Origin of the sequence: Pedobacter frigiditerrae (assembly GCF_032678705.1) — a bacterium.
Taxonomy (GTDB): Bacteria; Bacteroidota; Bacteroidia; order Sphingobacteriales; family Sphingobacteriaceae; genus Pedobacter; species Pedobacter frigiditerrae_A.
The window spans coordinates 136,635-156,849 of sequence record NZ_JAVTSS010000001.1; the positions used below are offsets into that span (position 1 = coordinate 136,635).

17 protein-coding genes and 1 pseudogene are annotated in these 20,215 nt (G+C 34.5%); 8 read left to right on the forward strand and 10 right to left on the reverse strand.

Translation table 11 applies throughout. The features are described from left to right. Positions 1 to 18: 18 nt before the first annotated feature. From R2Q59_RS00550 to R2Q59_RS00570, 6 genes and pseudogenes are all read right to left on the reverse strand, one after another. Positions 19 to 1,380, reverse strand: coding sequence for a hypothetical protein (locus tag R2Q59_RS00550; RefSeq protein WP_316782653.1), 1,362 nt, complete (start codon positions 1,378 to 1,380; stop codon positions 19 to 21). Positions 1,381 to 1,745: 365 nt separating this feature from the next. Then, entirely contained in the window at positions 1,746 to 2,210 is a 465-nt protein-coding gene (locus tag R2Q59_RS00555; protein WP_316772997.1) for a hypothetical protein, read from the reverse strand. A 123-nt stretch (positions 2,211 to 2,333) separates the two neighbouring features. Next, positions 2,334 to 2,969, reverse strand: a pseudogene (locus R2Q59_RS20575) (DUF2306 domain-containing protein). Between the two features lie 134 nt (positions 2,970 to 3,103). After that, positions 3,104 to 3,631 carry an REP-associated tyrosine transposase gene (locus R2Q59_RS00560; RefSeq protein ID WP_316782656.1) on the reverse strand — a complete coding sequence of 176 codons (528 nt, stop codon included), beginning with the start codon at positions 3,629 to 3,631 and terminating at the stop codon, positions 3,104 to 3,106. 233 nt (positions 3,632 to 3,864) lie between these two features. Beyond that, complete coding sequence (locus tag R2Q59_RS00565; RefSeq protein ID WP_316782659.1) at positions 3,865 to 4,368, reverse strand: hypothetical protein; 504 nt, start codon at positions 4,366 to 4,368, stop codon at positions 3,865 to 3,867. 158 nt (positions 4,369 to 4,526) lie between these two features. Then, entirely contained in the window at positions 4,527 to 5,180 is a 654-nt protein-coding gene (locus tag R2Q59_RS00570) for a suppressor of fused domain protein (RefSeq protein ID WP_316782661.1), read from the reverse strand. A gap of 413 nt (positions 5,181 to 5,593) precedes the next feature. Between R2Q59_RS00570 and R2Q59_RS00575 the strand changes: the two genes are divergently transcribed. The 4 genes from R2Q59_RS00575 to R2Q59_RS00590 all read left to right on the forward strand — a co-directional run bounded on the left by R2Q59_RS00575 (position 5,594) and on the right by R2Q59_RS00590 (position 11,183). Next, a complete protein-coding gene (locus R2Q59_RS00575) occupies positions 5,594 to 8,608 on the forward strand; it encodes a DNA gyrase/topoisomerase IV subunit A (protein WP_316782664.1) in 3,015 nt (1,004 codons plus the stop codon). A 33-nt stretch (positions 8,609 to 8,641) separates the two neighbouring features. Next, the gene (locus R2Q59_RS00580; protein ID WP_316782667.1) at positions 8,642 to 9,010 is read left to right on the forward strand and encodes a hypothetical protein; all 369 of its coding nucleotides are present in this window, start codon (positions 8,642 to 8,644) and stop codon (positions 9,008 to 9,010) included. Between the two features lie 452 nt (positions 9,011 to 9,462). Next, positions 9,463 to 10,092, forward strand: coding sequence for a nicotinamide riboside transporter PnuC (pnuC, locus tag R2Q59_RS00585; protein WP_316782670.1), 630 nt, complete (start codon positions 9,463 to 9,465; stop codon positions 10,090 to 10,092). Positions 10,093 to 10,094: 2 nt separating this feature from the next. Then, positions 10,095 to 11,183, forward strand: a complete 1,089-nt coding sequence (locus tag R2Q59_RS00590) for an acyl-CoA dehydrogenase (RefSeq protein WP_316782673.1) — start codon at positions 10,095 to 10,097, stop codon at positions 11,181 to 11,183. 58 nt (positions 11,184 to 11,241) lie between these two features. On the opposite strand, the gene R2Q59_RS00595 is transcribed toward R2Q59_RS00590, so the two are convergent. After that, positions 11,242 to 12,276 (reverse strand): hypothetical protein, encoded by a 1,035-nt coding sequence (locus R2Q59_RS00595; RefSeq protein WP_316773027.1) that lies wholly within the window; start codon positions 12,274 to 12,276, stop codon positions 11,242 to 11,244. A 266-nt stretch (positions 12,277 to 12,542) separates the two neighbouring features. Between R2Q59_RS00595 and R2Q59_RS00600 the strand changes: the two genes are divergently transcribed. Next, positions 12,543 to 14,843, forward strand: coding sequence for a TonB-dependent receptor (locus R2Q59_RS00600; protein WP_316782676.1), 2,301 nt, complete (start codon positions 12,543 to 12,545; stop codon positions 14,841 to 14,843). A gap of 30 nt (positions 14,844 to 14,873) precedes the next feature. After that, positions 14,874 to 15,944 carry an HmuY family protein gene (locus R2Q59_RS00605; RefSeq protein ID WP_316773034.1) on the forward strand — a complete coding sequence of 357 codons (1,071 nt, stop codon included), beginning with the start codon at positions 14,874 to 14,876 and terminating at the stop codon, positions 15,942 to 15,944. A 326-nt stretch (positions 15,945 to 16,270) separates the two neighbouring features. On the opposite strand, the gene R2Q59_RS00610 is transcribed toward R2Q59_RS00605, so the two are convergent. The 3 genes from R2Q59_RS00610 to R2Q59_RS00620 are packed head-to-tail and all read right to left on the reverse strand — an operon-like array spanning position 16,271 to position 18,657. Next, positions 16,271 to 17,155 (reverse strand): class I SAM-dependent methyltransferase, encoded by an 885-nt coding sequence (locus R2Q59_RS00610; protein WP_316782678.1) that lies wholly within the window; start codon positions 17,153 to 17,155, stop codon positions 16,271 to 16,273. 18 nt (positions 17,156 to 17,173) lie between these two features. Next, entirely contained in the window at positions 17,174 to 17,926 is a 753-nt protein-coding gene (locus R2Q59_RS00615) for an ABC transporter ATP-binding protein (RefSeq protein ID WP_316782680.1), read from the reverse strand. Further along, positions 17,923 to 18,657, reverse strand: a complete 735-nt coding sequence (locus R2Q59_RS00620) for an ABC transporter permease (RefSeq protein WP_316773041.1) — start codon at positions 18,655 to 18,657, stop codon at positions 17,923 to 17,925. Before R2Q59_RS00620 ends, R2Q59_RS00615 begins: the two co-directional genes overlap by 4 nt. Positions 18,658 to 18,798: 141 nt before the next feature. On the opposite strand from R2Q59_RS00620, the gene R2Q59_RS00625 reads away from it, so the two are divergent. Both R2Q59_RS00625 and R2Q59_RS00630 read left to right on the forward strand, forming a co-directional pair. Beyond that, positions 18,799 to 19,491 carry an SDR family oxidoreductase gene (locus tag R2Q59_RS00625; RefSeq protein ID WP_316782683.1) on the forward strand — a complete coding sequence of 231 codons (693 nt, stop codon included), beginning with the start codon at positions 18,799 to 18,801 and terminating at the stop codon, positions 19,489 to 19,491. Positions 19,492 to 19,518: 27 nt separating this feature from the next. Further along, positions 19,519 to 20,181 (forward strand): PspC domain-containing protein, encoded by a 663-nt coding sequence (locus R2Q59_RS00630; protein WP_316782686.1) that lies wholly within the window; start codon positions 19,519 to 19,521, stop codon positions 20,179 to 20,181. Positions 20,182 to 20,215: the final 34 nt, after the last annotated feature.

Consider the following 20,215-nt stretch of genomic DNA (forward strand, 5'->3'; position numbering starts at 1 on the left):
AAGAAATGATTAAATTTTTTAATCGCCCCCACAGCCACCACAACTACTGCATGAACTTCCACAAGATGAACTAGATGAGCTTCCACAACTACTTCCTCCATCATTATTGTTTCGATCTGCATAATTAACAAGAGGGATAAAAGTGGTTGTTAAAACAGCCGACCCAAATAGGAAGTAATTCCACTGCCAATCATTTTCAATATCTTTTGCTGGTAAAATATGGGTTTTATACAAGTTAGGAATTGTATGCATGCAAATCATGTTTGTTAGTCTATTGAGATAGTAAATGATAATAATTGTTAAGATGATAACAACGATTCCAATATGGATTATAGGTTTTTCTCTTAAAATTCCAGTTATCAGTCTTATAGAACCTAACATTAAAAGAGTGGAAAGTATGCCAAAGTTTAAATAAAATAGCTGACTAAACTTTTTAGATTTAATAAAGTATTTCTTGAATGCTTCCATAGCATTAACAATGTTCCAAAAAATTGGTTTTCTAAGTAAATGTGTTAAAAGTATTGGGTAAGCAGTTTTTCCAATTTCACTTAAAGTTGTGGCTACTTGAAGTTGTTCTGAAGATTTAGTTTCGCCTCTAATAACAAGTTTAACTGTGTTGTCTGTATTTACTTTTATGGTTTCGTCATCAATCAATTCATTTACCGCTCCATTGATAACTTTAGAAAGTTGTTGAGTTTGAAGATAAACCAATTCAAAAGGTTGAAGGGAATAGATAAATGAATTTTTATCAAACGACCTTGTAATAATTTTAAGTTTATCTTTATTGTATATTTCAAGAATTATCACAGATATAACCACCAAGCCAATGAAATATAGAAGAAAATCAGGATTGTCTATTGTGATATAAATTGGTTTTAGTAAAAGATAGAAGGGCGCTATCAAAATGATAACAGATAAAATACCAATTATAATAAATGTTCTTAGTTTAAGTTTGGCTTTATTGAGATTTAAACTTTCATACATCCCTTCAAACTCCCAAATGTCACTGGGTTGAGTTCCGAAAGTATTTTCATAAAACTTGATTGTTCTTTCTTTTGCTTGTTTAAATTTTGAAAAATCTTCTTTGTTGTGAGTAGAGGGGATATGTTGAATTTGCTTGCCTATTAAATCACAAAATTCTTGATAAGATTGAGTGAAAATTAAATGCTGATGCCAAACGATGTCAATTGTCTCTGAAGGAGAAACCATAAATTCAGAAGTAGCAGCTAAATACATGAACTTCTTATATTCTAAAATGGCTTTTTCGGTAAAGTCTTTTGTCCAGTAGTTTTCATTAGCGAGTCTAGTAGAAAAGCCATATTCACTTGGCGGATTATCAAAGTCAAACTGTACAATTTTATCCCAAAGTTCTGTATTCATAGTCTAGTTATGATGTCTTGATAGTATGCTTCTTTATTAATCTTTCCAAGAACTATATTTCTCCAGATGCGCTCTTCGTGATTTGTAATCACGAAGCCATATCATAGGATTTTTAAACCGTTCTTAAAACAGTGCTTTGGTCTTTAATATTGTAGGCAAAACCCATTATCAAATATATTTAATAGAGATTGCAAATCCTATGATGTCATTAGTGATTTGTGTTCGTAAAAGTAGTAACGAAGAAGGATTATAAATCCTTTGATAGTAATTCCAGATTGCAAATCTGGAATAGCACGAGTAGTAACGAAGAAGGATTATAAATCCTTTGATAGGAATTCCAGATTGCAAATCTGGAATAGCACCAACTACATTTCTCCTGACATTGCAGCTATAAAGTAATTAGCAGCATAAGTTGTGAGTAAAATCAATAATATGTCTTTTGGCTTATGGTCGAAAGAAATGTCGTAGTTATAACTGAATTTCGACCAATTAAAATCTGGGTTTAGTAGCATTAATTTCTGTTGATTTTCGTCTTCAAGAACGTATTTGCTTTGGAATGTACCGGTTGTTTTTAATATGAAATTTTTTCCATTTGGAAATGTGATGATGATGTGCCCTTTCCAATTCATTTGCAAATTGGCAACCTCTATCTCATCTTTCGTTACAGAAATTGTGGAGCTAAAAATTCCTTTCGGAGTGATTTTATAATTATCCTTACCTATTACAGCATTAGCGCTGTAAGAAAACAAACCATCGTAAGTGATATGGCCTAGTTTTTCTGAGCCATCAGTAAGCTCAAAGGTCTTTTTGTCGGTGCATTGAATTTTCATAGGTTTAGAATTTAAATCCCTTTATCAAATATATTTAATAGGGATTGCAAATCCTAGGATAGGAATTCCAGATTGCAAATCTGGAATAGCGAGCAAATTTGGTATAGCGAGATTAAAACAAATTTACTTTAAAGCCTTAATCTTTAAAACTGAGGGCCACCATATTAAAATGAATTCTGTTAGCATAAGCGGATAAACCCAACATATCCACTCATACACGGTAAATTGAACTTCTTCATTTTTAATAAAATTGAACAAGCCTGTATAATCATTGATAATAGGAAGAAGTCTAATAAATACAAAGGCTAGTCCACAAACATAAGAACGTATCATAAACTGCTTATGAAGCTTAAAATTTTTCTTCACGGCAAATCAAAATGCTATAATGGTAGTAAAAAGCCAAATAATAGCAAGTAGACCAAGGGAAGGTACTGAACCAGGTAAAGGATAATTTGAAAGCAAATAAAAAACCATCAAAGCTGAGACAAAGGAACCTCCAATATAGAATTTTCCAGCTAATCGGTGCCAATGCTTGAAATGGTTTCTAAAATATGACCAAAATTGAAGGGGTCCTAAAACCAGCGTACAAATGGCTCCAGAAAAATGTACAATAAGCCACCATTTTTCACCTTCTTGCCTAGGACCGAGCGTTCCTTTAAAGTATGGCAATACACTATAGAAATAAAAATAAAACGAAACCATCAAGACAGCAGTCCAAAACACAATTAGTAGTATTTTTTTATAAAAACTATTATTCATCTCTCTGTGTATCAATTAAGGTTGCAGATATATTGCAATTCCTAAATAAAAGTTTAAACTCTTATACCTCTTAGTTTTAAAGCTCTTCGTGATTTGCAATCACGAAGCCGTATCATAGGATTTTTAATCCGTTCTTAAAACTCACTTAAAATCAACTTCCCTTTTCTTATTCCGTAAAAATCTCCAGCACTACTGTTTAGGTATTCTTCTTCTTTTTCAATGATTTCTGCTCTAACAGGGTTCAAGTGAATATAGGACAACTTGGAATCGAAAAATTCTTGAGTAAATATTTCTTCACCATGATAACCCTCTTCCCAAAACCAAATCTTATCATCGTATTTTAATACTTTTAACAACCATTGTTTTCGGCTTTCCTTAGGGTTTTCTTCAATTGCCCTATATATTGATTTCGAAGTAAATTTTTTAAAATCTCTTATTATATCACTTAGGTTATTATTTTTTGCGCTAATAATTAAGTGGCAATGATTATTCATAATTACCCAGGCGTATATTTCTAATCCTTTTTCTTGCTGACAAAATTGTAGGCTCTCTATTAAAATGTTAACATAGGTTGCACGAGTGAATACATCTGCCCATTGATGCACAGTAAAGGTCACAAAGTGAACAGCGCTTTGGTCTTTTATGTTGTAGGCAAATCCCATTATCAAATATATTTAATAGGGATTGCAAATCCTAGGTAGTAATCTGGAATAGCTTTAAGTGAAATGTAATTTGAAATTGAGAAAGAGTAAACTGATTTATCAAATGTATTAATACGGATTATAAATCCGTTGATAGGGATTCCAGATTGCAAATCTGGAATAGCGAAGGATTAAAAATCCTATGAGAATTTCAGAGCGCAAATCTGAATAGCGCCGCTTTTAAACTTATTTTTTTAAGGCAGTTTGTAAATTTTTCCTTTTGTAAAATATTTAAAAGATTCAAAAAAATTAAGTTCTGTAAAACCCCTGTTTTCAATATTAGAGGAAATATAATCATTGATGTCATTAAAATTTTTATAATTACTTTCGGATATTCTTAAAACTAGGATTTTATTTTTTACTAAATATATTACTTTACAACTCCCATTTTTTCCACTTTCAATTGTATTAAAACAATAATCTAATCCTGTCCAATCAATATTTTTGTATTTAAATATTAGTATTTTGTAGACTGTAACTCCATTCTTTGTGAATTTTAGTTTGTTTAAAGAATTTTGAATAATAAAGAATATCCAAAAAGGTATAATTAGAATTGGAAGTAAACCAAGGCTTAAAATATTAAAATTATTTCCAATGATTACAAAAATAGTAAAGATTATTATCCAAGAGATGGCTAAAATACATCCAAAAAATGAAAATAATATTGTGCCTAAATAAGAATTTGAATTTAATACCATTTGTTTTCTAAAATTTGAACCAATATTGCACTTATAAATTACTCCCAACTCCTTGTAGGATGCAACTTATTTTAATAAAGATGCTATTTGATAGTTGTAAGGGATATTTGCAATTACGCCAATATCGTGTAAAAACGTTTACAAAAACGTTCTTCACTTTACCCCTTCCTAAACAAATCTGTAATCAACAGCGGATTAGTTTTTTTATGTTTCTCTACCAATACTTTTGCGGTGTATTTTTTGTCTTCGATGTCTTGATATTCTTGAGTGGTGATACCGAATAATTGCAAGAATTTTAAATGACCATGTGGTGTGTCTAATTCTTCAAATTCTGAGTCGATGGAGAACACAAAAGCGGTAATAGTTGATGCTGTCTTTGGTCTAAACGGACCGCCAGCCGACATGTAATGGTATTCATCAAAACCGTTTTGGTATTTCCAAACATACTTTGCAATATTTTGTAAAAAAGCAGCAGCCCAAAGCGGTTTTTCTGGGTCGCCTGCAATTGGTAAATGTCTAAAAGTAATTTCAAAACCAAAACCATTTACCTTATCATCTGCACATTCTGCATCGTAAAATAAATTGGTATAACCTAAGGTAACATAATGTAAGTGAGTAGCTTGCTCTTCGCTTTTGAAATATTCAACTGCCCAAAGTGGGTCTTTTCCACCCATCTCATAAGGTATGGCTGTAGCAATGTGTGTAGCTTCCTGATTGCCATAAATTTCTAACTCACGTTCGTTAATGGCATCTAAACCTGGCGCATCAATTTCCTTATATTTTTTTAGGTATTTAGTTCTTTTAACAGACATTGTCTTCTTGGTTTTCCTACAAAGCAAGCAATTTACTGGAAAACTTTGCAACCTCAAATAGTTGCACCATCTTTTGTTAAATAAACCCGATAGCAGTGTAAATTTTTGTCATGTTGAGCGTAGTCGAAACACAAAAATTGAAACGAATAGCGGGACTAACATTGCTAAGCACTACTGTTTTCGCTTTTCTAATTTTTAACCATTTAAGGAATATAAGACAATATAAGCCTTGTTTTTTACCACCTAAGAAACCTAAGGAGACCTAAGTTTTTAAGATGATTATTGTTCTTTGTTGTTATTCTCAATACGCAATACGCTCTACTCAATACGCTCTTCACAGTCTGTTAAAAACTTCTCTCGAAAATTATAATTGCAAGCGTTATATTTACGCATCCCAAATACTTTTATAGCGAATGAGTGAAGAATTAGACCAAAATTTAAACGAAGATGCCTTGCCGGATAATCCGGAGATTAAACATTCAGTTATACCCATTAACGGACTTTATGAAAACTGGTTTCTCGATTATGCTTCTTATGTAATTCTGGATAGGGCAGTACCGCACATTCACGATGGTTTAAAACCCGTGCAGCGCCGTATCATGCACTCGCTTAAGGAAATGGACGATGGACGTTTTAACAAAGCGGCGAACGTAATTGGGAATACGATGAAATACCATCCGCATGGCGATGCCTCCATTGGCGATGCGATGGTTCAAATTGGTCAGAAAGATTTACTAATCGATTGTCAGGGTAACTGGGGCGACCCGATTACTGGAGATAGCGCTGCGGCACCTCGTTACATTGAAGCTCGTTTATCGAAATTTGCCAATGATGTTGTTTTTAACGCAGATACAACCATTTGGCAGTTAAGTTACGATGGTAGAAATAGCGAACCAGTAACTTTGCCTGTTAAGTTTCCATTGTTATTGGCGCAGGGAGCGGAGGGAATTGCAGTAGGTTTAGCAACTAAAGTAATGCCTCACAATTTTGTGGAGCTTTTAGATGCTTCTATAGAAATTTTAAGAGGAAATAGAAGTAATATTTTGCCAGATTTCTTTACAGGAGGAATGGCCGATTTTTCTAACTACAACGAGGGAATGCGTGGTGGTAGAATTAGGGTAAGGGCAAAAATTACAGAGAAAGATAAAAAGACTTTGGTAATAACCGAAGTTCCATATAGCACGACAACGGGTTCGGTTATCGATAGTATTCTAGCGGCGAATGATAAGGGTAAAATCAAAATCAAGAAGATTGAAGATAATACCGCTGCTAATGTGGAGATTGTTATTCAATTGGCACCTGGAATTTCTCCAGATGTTACGATCGATGCCTTATATGCCTTTACTTCTTGCGAGGTTTCAATTTCGCCGAATACTTGTATCATTAAGGATGATAAACCGCATTTTTTAACGGTTAATGATATTCTTGAGCAAAATACAAAACACACTAAGTTTCTCTTAAAGCGAGAATTGGAAATCCGTTTGCACGAGTTACAGGAGAAGATTTTCTTTAGTTCGTTGTTAAAGATTTTTATTCAGGAAGGGATGTACAAAAACCCTGAATATGAAAATTCAGCTGATTTTGAAGGTGTGGTAACGGTGTTGAATTTATTGTTCGACCCATTTAAACCGTCTTTGTACAGAGAGATTTTACCAGAAGATTTCAAGAAGCTGATCGATAAGCCGATGAGTAGCATCACCCGTTTTGATGTGAAAAAGGCTGATGAGCAAATGAAAGCTTTAGAAGATGAAATTAAGGTGGTTAAAGGTCATTTGCGTCACTTAACTGATTACGCTATTGCTTGGTATCAGAAACTGAAAGATAAATACGGCAAGGGTAGGGAACGTAAAACGGAAATCCGCTTTTTTGATAAAGTGGAGGCAAGTAAAGTGGCATTGGCAAATGTTAAGTTATATGTAAATCGTGAGGATGGTTTTATTGGAACGGGCTTACGTAAGGATGAATTTGTTGCCGATTGTTCTGATATTGATGAAATCATTGTTTTCCGTGAAGATGGAAAATGTATTGTAACAAAGGTTGCAGATAAAACTTTTGTAGGCAAGGGAATTATCCACGCTCAGGTATTTAAAAAAGGAGATGAGCGTACCGTTTATAACCTGATTTATAGAGATGGTGCAAGTGGAACGAATTACATTAAACGTTTTTCTGTTTTAGGGGTTACCCGAGATAAAGAATACGATTTAACCAAAGGTACTAAGGGTTCTAAGATTTTATATTTTACGGCTAATCCGAATGGTGAAGCAGAGATCATTACAATACAATTAAAACCTCATTCTAAGTTAAAGAAGCTACAATTCGATTTAGACTTTGCGGAAACTGCGATAAAAGGTCGTGCTTCTCAAGGTAATATTGTTTCGAAATATCCTGTTAAAAAAGTGCTGTTAAAGAGCAAAGGAGTTTCTACCTTATCAGGATTAAAGATTTGGTATGATGAATTACTGAAACGCTTAAATGTTGATGGTAGAGGAAAATACCTTGGTGAGTTTGATGGCGATGATAAGATTTTGCAAGTAAATGCTGCGGGTTGGTATGAGTTAACTGGATTTGAGTTGAGCAATCACTTTGACCCAGGAATTGTATTGATGCAAAAATACGACCCTGAAAAGGTTTACGGATTGGTGCATTTTGATACCAAGGCTAAAAACTATTTCGTAAAACGATTTGTATTTGAAATGCAGCCTGCTGGGAAAGAGGTAAGCATTATAAGCGAGGAACCTGGTTCTAAAATGATTTTCATTACAGGTAAACCAGATGCAAAAGTTCAAATTGATGTAGAAAAAGGTAAATCGAAAACACCAGAAACTTTAGTGGTGGATTTAGCAGGCTTAATTGATGTGAAAGGTCTAAAAGCAAATGGTAACAGACTTTCGCAACACGATGTTAAACAAGTTACTTTGGTTGATGCCACACCAGAAATTGGAATGGAATTGGTAGAACCGATGGTTGTAGATGATGTGGAACCAATTGCAGTTGAAGGAGATGATGATACTATAGAAACTTCTACTCAAACTGATGTTTCAGATGAAGCAGTAGAAATGGTAAATGAAATTACTGTTGATGAAGTTGTACCAGAGATTGTTGAGGATGTAGAACTGCCGGAAATTGTACACGAGAAACCAGTTGAAGAAACTCCAAAAAAGATTGAGCCTTCCAAAATCCCGAAAATCGGGAAGCCTGTTTTCAAAGCTGAGCCAATAACTCCAGTTGTTAAGGAAACACCAAGGCAAGAGTCACCAAAGGTTGAAGCAAAACCAGCTGTTAAGGAGGAAGTAAAACCTGAAACTAAAACTGAACCAAAAGTTGAGAAACCAACTGAAGAAGCAAAACCAGTTAAAAAAGTAGATTTTGAAATCACCAATCCTGATGATATTAAAATTGATGATAAAGGGCAGTTAGGATTTTTTTAAGTTGAAATGAAAAAAGTATTTATTATATGGTTAATGTCTTTCGTCAGTTTTCTATCTTTTGGACAAGATAAAAAAGTTGATGAAGTACTAAATAAGTGGAAAGACAGCTTCAATAAGCAAGACTATAAATCTGCATATGATTTATATACTTTGGGATATAAACAACGGGTTACCTTAGAAGATGTTACGGAGCAAATGAAAAGGGCTTACGGTATGATGGGAAAGTTAAAGTCTATCAGGTTTATCTCTTATAAAGACTATGTGTATAAGTATGTCTTTTATGCAAAAACTAACCACATCGAAGGCGATGTATCCATAGTAGTTAGTAAAGATTATCAGTTAGGTTATCTAAAATTTGATAGGATAGGCGGAACAGGTGATCCACCTAAAATGGCAAATTAGTTTCAGCTCCTTAGTTGGTGTCCTCACCAATCCAAAAGATAATTAAACCATATATAGTTACATAGAAAATATAGCTATGTGTCTATGTGATTAATTTTTCTCATCTGCGAAATCCCCAAAATCAGCGGGGAAAATTTTATCAATTACCATAACCCTTTGTTTTAATCTTTTTAAATCTATATTTGCATCACTCAAAGGGGTGCTGGCTTTGCACAAACTCAAATTGTAAAAGCTAGCTGAGATTATACCCATTTTGAGGCAAAAGGTAGAAGGTAAATAGGTAGAAGGTTAAACCCCTTAGCCTAAAAGCCCTCCAGCCCTCTGCCTTAAATGTACCTGATCTGGATAATGCCAGCGTAGGAAGGAGGTTGTTTTACAATGCTGTTTCGCCCCTGCAACAGTTTTTAATATTTTATTTTTTAAACTGTCTTTGCAGGCAAAAAACATTGTAAATGATGAATTTTAAAGAATGGTTTGAACTATTGTACGACCAAATTTTAGCCACCTCTTTTTTAGAGTGGTTTGCAGTAGGTTTTGGTGTAACGGAAGTGTTATTAGCTAAACGTAATAATATATTACTTTATCCAGCTGGTATTATTGGCATCTTATTATCTCTTTATTTAAAAATAGAAGCACGCTTGTATGCCGAAAGTTTATTAAGTATGTACTATTTAGTGATGAGTTTTTACGGTTGGATGATTTGGACCAAACGCAAAGACAAAAACGAAATTTTACCTGTAAGTTGGATGAATAAACAGGAGTTTAAAATAGCTTTTGCCATTGCCATAGGTGGTTATTTTGTGCTGTATTTTGTACTTATCAACTTTACCAATTCTGATGTGCCTATTTTGGATGCATTTGTATCGTCAACAGCTTGGGCAGGGATGTGGTTATTAGCTAGGCGAAAAATAGAAAATTGGATTTTTTTCAACGTATCAAATATAGTGGCTATTCCACTCTTATGGCATAAAGGATTAGAACTCTTTTCTTTATTAACCTTGTTTTTATTCATTGTTGCCATTTTCGGTTTCTTGGATTGGAGAAAGATTTATCGTCAACAACAAACTATGCAAACCATCTAATTATGGAAATCAATAAAGAAAATGCTTGGCATAAAATCGTGTCTGAATTTGCACCGATTTCAGAACAATATGGAAAATTACATCCAGAAATATTAGAATTGGCTTATCAACAAGAATGGTTCAAATTATATGTGCCAAAAGTTTATGGCGGACCAGCAAGAATACTCCCAGAAATATTAAGGTTATTAGAAGAACTAGCCTATCTAGATGGCAGTTTAGGATGGACAGTAACACTTTGTAGCGGTGCTGGTTGGTTTGCAGGTTTTTTAGATCCAGCATTGGCCAAAGAAGTTTTTGCAAACAGGGAAGTTTGTTTTGCTGGCAGTGGAGCAGTAGGAGGAACAGCATTTAAAACTGAAAATGGTTATGTAGTAAATGGTCATTGGAACTATGCTAGTGGAGCATTACATGCCACTATATTTACGGCAAACTGTAATTTGCAAAATGAAGATGGTTCTCCTATTTTATCAGAGGAGGGAGAACAAGTCATAAAATCTTTCATTTTATTTAAGGATGAAATAACCATTTTACCAGGCTGGTCTTATTTTGGTTTAATCGCTACAGGCAGTCACGCATTTGAAGCTAAGGATTTACAAGTGCCATTAAACAGAACCTTTCAAATTAACAAGGATATAAAGGTTGATATCCCTGGGTTCGATTATCCATTTTTGCAATTGGCAGAAACAACTTTAACTGTAAATAGCGCAGGTATGGCTAAACATTTTTTGCAACTAACGGAAGAATTATTTTATGGCAGAACTGGTATAAAGCGTTACAAGGAAAGTCAACTCCTTTATTTTGATTCAGAATTTAAACGCTGCAAAACTGAATTTGAGCAAACTCGAAATGAATTTTATGAAGCTTTCGATTTATCTTGGATAAGCTTGATGAATAAAAAATCTATTGACGAAAATTTGCTAAAAAATGTGAGCCTAGCAAGTAGAAAACTAGCTCATACCAGTAGAAGAATTACGGATACACTTTATCCCTATTGCGGATTGGAAGCTGCAAAAAAAGAATCAGAAATTAATAGGGTTTGGAGGGATATACATACGGCTAGTCAGCATTCGCTTTTAACTTTTGAGGATTAGTTTATAATAAAAAAAGGCTTCGAAAATTCTCGAAGCCTTTTTAATATATCATTGTCAGTTACTGATACTGTATATAACTAGGAATTGGTTTTAGTTTCATCAATTCTTCTGGTGTCATTAAGCGGTTTGGTGCTTTTTTCAAATCATTTTTATAAAACAATTTAAATCCAGTAAACTGAACAGGCTCTCCATAAATAAAGTGACGATAAGTGCCTAATTTCAAGTCTGGCTCGCCCCAACCATCCATGTGCATAACAATTTGTACTTCTGGTCTTAATTTAATGCTTTTGTAATTTGTAACCATTTTTTTAGTAAAACGGTGAACAACAAAAACCTTTGGAGTTAAGTTATGTTTTTTAACTAGGTCTGCTAAATAACCAGTAACATAGTTTAAATCAGCAGCATCATAAGTTCCTATTTTTTTGCCTGGTAAAGAACCATCCTTCATGGAAAATTCTGGGTCGATGCCCAAATGTACATTAGGCATTTCTAGGTATTTTTGGATGTGAGGAAGTTCTGCTTTGATATTGCTTAATGCAACTTGCAAATCTAAAAACACAATGGTATTTGGACGCATTTTAGCAATTTTTAATACAGAGTCGATTTGCTTGTTACCCATTCTGTTAATGTATTTTCCATCTTTTCCTGGCGTTCCACTAGCAACTGCTGCAATGTAATGCAAACCGGCTTGTACTGGGGTAGAAGGGTCTACCTTTTCCCAATGCTTAATTTCTTTATTTAAACGAGACCACATTTCTTTAGGTGCATACTCTCCTAAAGCACCCATTTTTTTAGAGTGTAAGTTTCCGTAATAAACAACAATACGTTTAAATGGTAAAATTGCTCCATCTAACGGATAAGGCTGATTTTTCACTGGCCATTTACCTGTTGTATCGCCATTGGCTAATTTTTTAAGGATTTGGTCGTACTTTGCAGTATCAACAGGTGCACGTAGATTTTCTTCTTCAACCTTTGTAGTGTCGTTTCCTGCTTTTTTATCCCCAGCTTTTTTAGCATCAGAAGTGCAATAAGCAAATGTGCTAATTGTAGCTATTCCTATTAGCACTGCACCAGCAATTTTAGTAATTTTCATAGATAAATGGTTTGTTTTATAGTTTTTCTTGTCCAATTTCAAAAATACATCATTTCATTTGAGGCTTGGGCGATAATTATCAACACATTAACATTCTGTTAAAAACAACGTAAGTTTTAAAATCTTTTGCAATAATACATATAGTTATCAATATTAAAAATCCTCGTTTTTAGGTATTTGGAGATTATTTTTAAATATTATTTGTAATTAGTCTAAATAAGATTTATCATTGCATCATTATTTGAAATCATTCTAAATAATAAAACGTGAAAATATATTTACTCTCTATTCTATTTCTAATTTCTATTAACTGTGCCATTGCACAACAGAATAAAAGCTTAATTATTACCGGTAAGGTATTAACTGCTGACGGTTTGCCAGCTGCTGGTTTACAGATATCGATTAAAGAATCGAAGAGCATTGCTTTTACGCAAAATGATGGTTCATTTAAAATAACATCGCCTGTTGGCAAAAAATTATTAATTGTAAAATCTGGTATTTCTTCATTAGAACAAAATATTGAGGTTAACGATAATCAATCAGCTATCCCAACTATTACTTTAAAAGAAAAGGCTTACGAATTAAGAGAAGTGGTGGTAACGGCTCAGTATGGGCCACAATCTATGAAAAACTCTGTTTACAATGTTAAAACCATAAGCGCAGAAAAAATTAGATTAAGGGCAGCAACAAACGTTCAGCAAGTTTTAAATACTGAGCTAGGTTTCCGTTTCAATAACGATTTAACATTAGGTACAACTGATGTTGAGCTAATGGGAATGAGTGGTAGGAATATCAAAATTCTTTTAGATGGTGTTCCAATGGTTGACCGTTCCGATAGCAGAGAAAGTTTAAATCAGATAGATGTCAACACTGTTGAAAGAATAGAAATTGTTGAGGGTCCTGTTTCTGTAGTTTATGGAACTGATGCATTGGCAGGTGTAATTAACATCATCACAAAAAATGCTGGTAAATCATTATTAAATATGTCGGCAAGGGTGCAGGAGGAAACTGCTGGTAATGAATACGAAGCATTAAGCGGTAAAGGAGTTCATAATCAAAATTTAAGCGCAAGTTGGCAAAATAAAGGCTGGAGTGCTCTGGCAGGGGTTAGTCACAATGAATTTGGTGGTTGGAATTTAGCTCCAAAAACGGCCACAACTGCAGAGGTAAATGCGGTAACTAACAGGTGGAAACCGAAAGAACAGTTTTTAGGAAATACCAAAATCGGTTACAGAAACGATAGCTTTAATATTTGGTATCGCGTAGATGGTTTAAAAGAAACGATAGATACTAGAATGGGCATTAACCCAAATAACTTTAAGGGCAAATTACAAACCTACACTACAAACAGATATACCCAACAGATCCAATCAGAATATAGGTTCTCTAAAGAATTAGAATTAAACGCAATTGTTGGTTACACAGATTTACAGAGAGCAACACGTTCTGTTATCCACGATTACACCAATAATACCGAACAACTTTCTACAGATGTTGGCGAACAAGACGTGGCAAAATTTAATGGTACAAGTGTTAGGATAACTGCACAATACTTTGCTAATAAAATGATTTCTATTCAGCCTGGTTTTGAGTATAATAGAGATGCTGCAAGTGGACAAAGAATTAAAGGCACGCCAGTTATTAACGATTATGCATTTTTCGCATCGGCGGAAGTTAGACCTACTGAAAGAATTAATATTCGCCCAGGAGTTAGGTTGATTAAAAACTCTGTTTACGATGCTCCAGCTGTAATTCCTTCCCTAAATACTAAGTTCGGGTTAACAAAAAATTTCGACTTGCGTTTATCTTATGCTAGTGGTTTTAGAGCACCAGCTTTAAGAGAATTATATTATGATTTCTTTGATGCCAGTCACTCGATTAGGGGTAACGAAAATCTAAAAGCAGAACAATCTCATAGTTTTAATGCATCGTTAGTTTGGGCAGGCATACAAAAAGACGATATGCAGTTTAGAAGTACAGCAACAGGCTTTTATAACCTATTTACCAATAGAATTGATTATGGTATGGATCCATCAAATTCATCTATTACCACATTAATCAATGTTTCAAGATATAAAACCATCGGTGGTACACTAGACAATACTTTTATTCTTAAAAATTTACAAGTAAATCTTGGTGTTTCTTACATCGGTAGATATAATAATCTATTGGTAAATGAGGTAGCGTTAGATGTGCCAGAGTTCATGTGGGCACCGGAATTAAACGGAAACGTAATTTATAATTTTCCGAAAATTAACGGTAGCGTAAGTTTATTCCACAAATACACAGGAAAAAGACCAGGCTATCAATTAACAACAGTTGCTGGTGTACAAACTGCAAGAGTTGTTAAAATTGGAGATTTTAGTTGGGCAGATTTAATGCTCAATAAAATCATTTATAAATACATCACACTAAATGCTGGTGTTAAAAATTTGTTTGATGTAATGCAACTCACCAATACATCTACCGCAAGTGGTGGCGCACATAGCACAGGTGGCGCAAGCGTGCCTTACAGCTATGGTCGTTCGTATGTGTTAGGCCTAACTTTTAACTGGAATAAAAACTAATCTCAATCATAAAAATTAAAAACAGAAATAATGAATAAACTTAACTCATTCGTCGCAATTGCATTATTGGCAATAACATTTACAGCTTGTAAAAAAAGTAAGGAAGAACCTATTCTAGTTGTTCCACCATCTGATGGTAGCACATTAACATTAAATGGTTTAATCGGAGCTGAGGCAGGGTCTGCTGCAGGAAACAGCGTTTATGTGGATTTTAGTAAAGATAAAAGTACAGCTGTTGCTAGAGATAGCTGGGATCTTGGATTTTATTCGGGAGCAGATTTTAGAGTTGTATTAAACAATACTACAAGTGCTGGAGCAAAAGTTACAACAGCAACAAGTTTGGCTGCTATAACAGAGGCAGATGCTACCGGATTAACATTGGCAGTTAGTCAAGCTACTCCTGCGCCATCAGATTTTGCCTATTTTGATAATTTAAATGGAAGTGTTGCTGGAACTGTTATTCCTGCTGTATCTAGCGTTGCTACAGAAAATAAGGTAATTATTTTAAACCGTGGTACAGGTGGTGGCATTGCTGCAAGACCTTGGATAAAATTAAGAGTTACTAGAAATGCAACTGGTGGTTATACTTTACAATATGCTGAACTTAAAGAAACTACAAACTTTAAAACTGTAGAAATTGCTAAAGATGCGAACTTCAATTTCAACTTTATTTCTTTAACAACTGGAGCTTCAGTAAATGTAGAGCCAGTTAAAGCAGATTGGGATATCGTTTGGGGTTACTCTGTTTATCAAACAGCTTTTGGCGGTGCATTGGTTCCATATAACTTCTCTGATTTAGTTTTCTTAAATGTTTTAAATGGTGTTACTGCTGCTCAAGTTACAGTAACTGCTACAAAAACTTATGCAACCTTTGCAGAAGCAGATATTGCTACAACAACATTTTTAACTACTAGAGATATAATTGGCTCAAATTGGAGAATTACACAGCCAGCTACTGGAGTAAGAACCGATATTTTTTACTTAGTAAAAGACGGAAGCGGTAATGTTTACAAGTTAAAATTTGTTAGTATGGGTGTTGGAAGTGATGCTGGTACTCGTGGCAAACCAGTTATCGAATATAAACTGGTTAAAAAAGGATAATACATTTGGTTATGTTTTGTTTAGGAGCTAGGCTTTCGAGGATTCGGAAGCCTTTCCTATTTAAACAAGATTGTAAACTTATAATTAATAGAAAAACAGTGTCAGTATTTCATGGCAAAATCAGTCCTGCTGTTCATTCCAATCTTTTGTCCTTCTACAGGCTCAGGATGACAAAAGGATTTCCATTTCCATCAGGTTTAATTAAAAAAAGCTAGTGCTGCTATCTCAAGTTGCCATACGCATAAAAAAAGCCAACGAATACATCGCCGGCTAATATCTCGTTTTCTTAAATCCTGTTAATCCTTAAATCTTATAAATCCTGATCCCTACTTAAATTTATTAAACTTACCAAAAACACCCAGAGGCAATTTAATGCCAGATGTTGCTTGTAAATAAAGTTCTCCAGTTTCTAGGTTTTTAACTTGCGGAAAAGAAGTTTTAATCAGATTTTCTACAATTACAGAAGAGAAACCTAATGAGTAAGTATTCAGAATCAAGAAATGCTCTTCTTCATCCAACAACTGAACAACGTCTTGCATCATTTCCTGAATATGGTCTTCCAGTTTCCACTTCTCACCATTTGGCCCGTGACCAAAAGCAGGTGGATCTAAGATAATGCCATTGTATTTTTTGCCTCGTTTCAATTCTCTTTTAACAAATTTCAAGGCATCTTCAACTACCCAACGTACATCTTTTAAGTTAGATAACTCTTGGTTTTCGTTTGCCCAGTTTACCACTTGTTTAATCGAATCAACGTGTGTGGTATCAGCACCTGCAGCTTTTGCAACTAAAGAAGCTGCACCAGTGTAGGCAAAAAGGTTAAGTACTTTGGGGCTAGGCGTTTTAAATTTTTTAATTGATGAAGAAATATAATCCCAGTTTACGGCTTGCTCAGGAAAAACTCCAACGTGTTTAAATGAAGTTAAGCCTAAACGTAAATTAATGCTGATGTCATCATTTTTATAATTGACATTCCAGCGGTCTGGAACATTTTTATCAGCTTTAGTCCATTCTCCACTCGTTGCAGAGCGACCTTTAAAATTAATATGTGTTTTTTTCTTCCACTCTTGTGGAGATAGTATCTTTTTCCAAACAGCCTGTGGCTCCGGACGAGAAAGCACCAAATTGCCAAAACGTTCTAGTTTTTCGAAATCTCCACAATCTATTAATTCGTAATCTTTCCAGTGTGTTGGTGTTAAGAGGCTTATCATAAATGGTGTGGTATTATATTAAAGTTTGCCTTTAGCAGCTTTCATAAAGCGACTGGCAAAAACAAAATCATTCAATTCTTCAATATCTGTTTTAGAAATTTCCTTGTTAGAACCTTCCCAGAATTTTTTTCCTTCGTGTAAAAAGATGATATAATCTCCAATGCCCATTACCGAGTTCATATCGTGTGTTACCACAATGGTTGTTGTATTATATTCTTCCGTTAATTCTTTAATCAACTCATCAATTACGATTGAAGTTTTTGGGTCTAGGCCAGAGTTTGGCTCATCACAGAAAAGGTATTTTGGGTTCATCGCGATAGCACGAGCAATACCCACACGTTTTTTCATCCCTCCAGAAAGTTCAGCTGGATATAGCTTGTTCTTACCTTCTAGGTTAACACGGTTCAAACAGAAGTTAACGCGGTCAAGCTTTTCGCTTCTGCTTTGGTCGGTAAACATATTCAAAGGGAACATGATATTCTCTTCAACAGTCATCGAGTCAAATAAGGCAGAACCTTGGAAAAGCATTCCGATTTCTTTCCTTATCTCAATACGTTCTTCAAAGTTAAGCTGGGTAAACTCTCTATCATCATATAGCACACTTCCTTCCTCAGGCTGATGCAAACCTATCATACACTTTAAAAGCGTAGTTTTCCCTGAACCAGAGCCACCAATAATTAAATTGGTTACCCCTTCTTTAAATGTTCCAGAGATACCTTTTAGAACTTCATTGTCACCAAACGATTTATGAATGTCTTTAATCTCGATCATAATAATAATTGGGTTACAATGTAATCACAAGCTAAAATGCTAATACAGCTTACAACAACTGCCCTTGTACTTGCCTGTGCAACTTCTAATGCGCCACCTTTAACATAAAAACCTTCGTAAGCAGGTACCGATGTAATGATAAAACCAAATACAAATGCCTTAACTAAGGCAACTGTAATGGTATATGGGTTAAAATCTGTAGTAATACCTTGGATATATTCTGCAGCAGAAACGGCTCCAGATAGTGTGCCGCCTAAATAACCACCACCAATACTTAAAACCATAGAAATGATAACCAAAATAGGAACCATTGTAATACCAGCCAATATTTTAGGTAGAATTAAATAACCTGGCGCATTGATACCCATAATTTCTAGCGCATCAATTTGTTCGGTTACTCTCATCGTGCCTATTTCAGATGAAATTGCAGATCCGATTTTACCAGCCAAAACAATAGCGCTAATGGTTGGACTTAACTCCAAAATACTCGAATCTCTATTTACAGAACCAATAATGGTTTTTGGAATTAAATCGCTTACCAATTGGAAGGCAATTTGCAAAGTCATTACCGCTCCAATAAATGTGGATATGATGCTGATTAGCCCTAACGAACCAATCCCAATAAAATCCATCTGCTGAAAAATGGCTTTCAAATAAATTTTTGTCTTTTCGGGTCTTCTGAATGCTGCTTTTAATAGCAGAATATACTTGCCAAAATTGGTAAAGTTCATTTAATAAATATTAGCTACAGAGTAAACGGAATAATATACAAAGAAACAACAAAAATTGTTCTGGCTTTGTGTATTTATTAAAAAATATTACTGATTGTGAATTTTAATATCCTTTTTTGTGTTAAAACAAACAATTCAAAAATGAAGAATGCAGTAATTACTGGCGCAACCAAAGGAATAGGAAAGGCAATCGCAATTAAATTGGCTGTTAGTGGATATAACATAGCTGTTTGCGCAAGGACAGAAAAAGATTTAATCGCCCTGCAAAAAGAATTAGAACCAACTGGTGTACAAATACTTACAGTTGTAGCAGATTGTAGCCGCAAAGCGGATGTAATGAACTTCTTCGAAAAAGCAAAAGCAGCCTTTACTACAATTGATGTTTTGGTTAATAATGCTGGTGTTTTTTTAACTGGAAACATCTTAGACGAAGATGATAACACATTCGAATTGCAACAACAATTAAACCTAAATTCTACCTATTACTTTTCTAAATATTTTGGTAAAATAATGCGTTCTCAGCGCTATGGGCATATTTTTAACATCTGCTCCATTGCAAGTGTGCAAACAATCGAAAATGCTGGCAGTTATAGTGTAACAAAAACAGCGATGCTAAGTCTTAATAATGTATTGCGGAAAGAGTTAGCCGATTACAACGTTAAGGTAACGGCAATTTTGCCAGGTTCTACATTAACAGCTTCTTGGGAGGGCACAACAATAAATCCTGATAAGTTTGTACAACCAGAAGACATTGCCAATTCTTTATACTCCATTTTAAATTTAAGCAGTGGTGTAAACGTTGATGAAATAACTCTCACGCCTTTAAAATTTTAACACATAAATAAAAGGAGGAGATGAATCATGGAAAAGAGATTATATAGAAACGAACACGATAAAAAAGTTGCAGGTGTTGCATCTGGCTTGGCAGATTACATGCAGGTTGATGTGACTATCGTAAGGTTACTTTTTGTGTTGGCTACCATATTTTTAGCAGGAACAGGGCTGTTGGTCTATATTATCATGTGGATTATACTGCCAGTTCATAACGACCCAGTAGCACGTTTTAATAAGTTTAACGACTACTTTCAAAAGAATCAGCCAAATAATAATCCGTTTAATTCACCTAACGCTTTTGGCGATGCTACCAACACCACAGAACAAACCAAGTGGAATACGCCAAATGCTGGCCCTGATTTTACAGACCCAACTAATCCGAATAGTTTTAAAAAGAAAGACGATACCAGTCGTACAATTGGTGGTTTAATCTTATTAATTGTAGGTTTTTATTTCTTGCTTCGTCAATTCGAAATTCTGCCAGAATGGTTTAACATTTTCAAGATATACAAATTGTGGCCTTTGGCAATCGTAGCAGTAGGTATCAGTTTAATCTTTAGAAACCAAAGAAAAACAGAGTGGGATAATTTCAAGAAAACCACAGAAGAAGCTCAAAAAGCAGGCGAGCAAAAGCCAGTTGAAGACGCAGTAATTGTAGAAGATAAAGATTCGGCTACGCCAAATCCTTAATTAATTAACAGATTTTGTTAAAAGTGAGTTTAAA

What these genes read in the sequence shown, in the direction of transcription:
- R2Q59_RS00550 (WP_316782653.1), bottom strand. Translation starts at nt 1,380, where the DNA reads ATGAATACAGAACTTTGGGATAAAATTGTACAGTTTGACTTTGATAAT.
- R2Q59_RS00555 (WP_316772997.1), bottom strand. Translation starts at nt 2,210, where the DNA reads ATGAAAATTCAATGCACCGACAAAAAGACCTTTGAGCTTACTGATGGC.
- R2Q59_RS00560 (WP_316782656.1), bottom strand. Translation starts at nt 3,631, where the DNA reads ATGGGATTTGCCTACAACATAAAAGACCAAAGCGCTGTTCACTTTGTG.
- R2Q59_RS00565 (WP_316782659.1), bottom strand. Translation starts at nt 4,368, where the DNA reads ATGGTATTAAATTCAAATTCTTATTTAGGCACAATATTATTTTCATTT.
- R2Q59_RS00570 (WP_316782661.1), bottom strand. Translation starts at nt 5,180, where the DNA reads ATGTCTGTTAAAAGAACTAAATACCTAAAAAAATATAAGGAAATTGAT.
- R2Q59_RS00575 (WP_316782664.1), top strand. Translation starts at nt 5,594, where the DNA reads ATGAGTGAAGAATTAGACCAAAATTTAAACGAAGATGCCTTGCCGGAT.
- R2Q59_RS00580 (WP_316782667.1), top strand. Translation starts at nt 8,642, where the DNA reads ATGTCTTTCGTCAGTTTTCTATCTTTTGGACAAGATAAAAAAGTTGAT.
- pnuC (WP_316782670.1), top strand. Translation starts at nt 9,463, where the DNA reads ATGATGAATTTTAAAGAATGGTTTGAACTATTGTACGACCAAATTTTA.
- R2Q59_RS00590 (WP_316782673.1), top strand. Translation starts at nt 10,095, where the DNA reads ATGGAAATCAATAAAGAAAATGCTTGGCATAAAATCGTGTCTGAATTT.
- R2Q59_RS00595 (WP_316773027.1), bottom strand. Translation starts at nt 12,276, where the DNA reads ATGAAAATTACTAAAATTGCTGGTGCAGTGCTAATAGGAATAGCTACA.
- R2Q59_RS00605 (WP_316773034.1), top strand. Translation starts at nt 14,874, where the DNA reads ATGAATAAACTTAACTCATTCGTCGCAATTGCATTATTGGCAATAACA.
- R2Q59_RS00610 (WP_316782678.1), bottom strand. Translation starts at nt 17,155, where the DNA reads ATGATAAGCCTCTTAACACCAACACACTGGAAAGATTACGAATTAATA.
- R2Q59_RS00615 (WP_316782680.1), bottom strand. Translation starts at nt 17,926, where the DNA reads ATGATCGAGATTAAAGACATTCATAAATCGTTTGGTGACAATGAAGTT.
- R2Q59_RS00620 (WP_316773041.1), bottom strand. Translation starts at nt 18,657, where the DNA reads ATGAACTTTACCAATTTTGGCAAGTATATTCTGCTATTAAAAGCAGCA.
- R2Q59_RS00625 (WP_316782683.1), top strand. Translation starts at nt 18,799, where the DNA reads ATGAAGAATGCAGTAATTACTGGCGCAACCAAAGGAATAGGAAAGGCA.
- R2Q59_RS00630 (WP_316782686.1), top strand. Translation starts at nt 19,519, where the DNA reads ATGGAAAAGAGATTATATAGAAACGAACACGATAAAAAAGTTGCAGGT.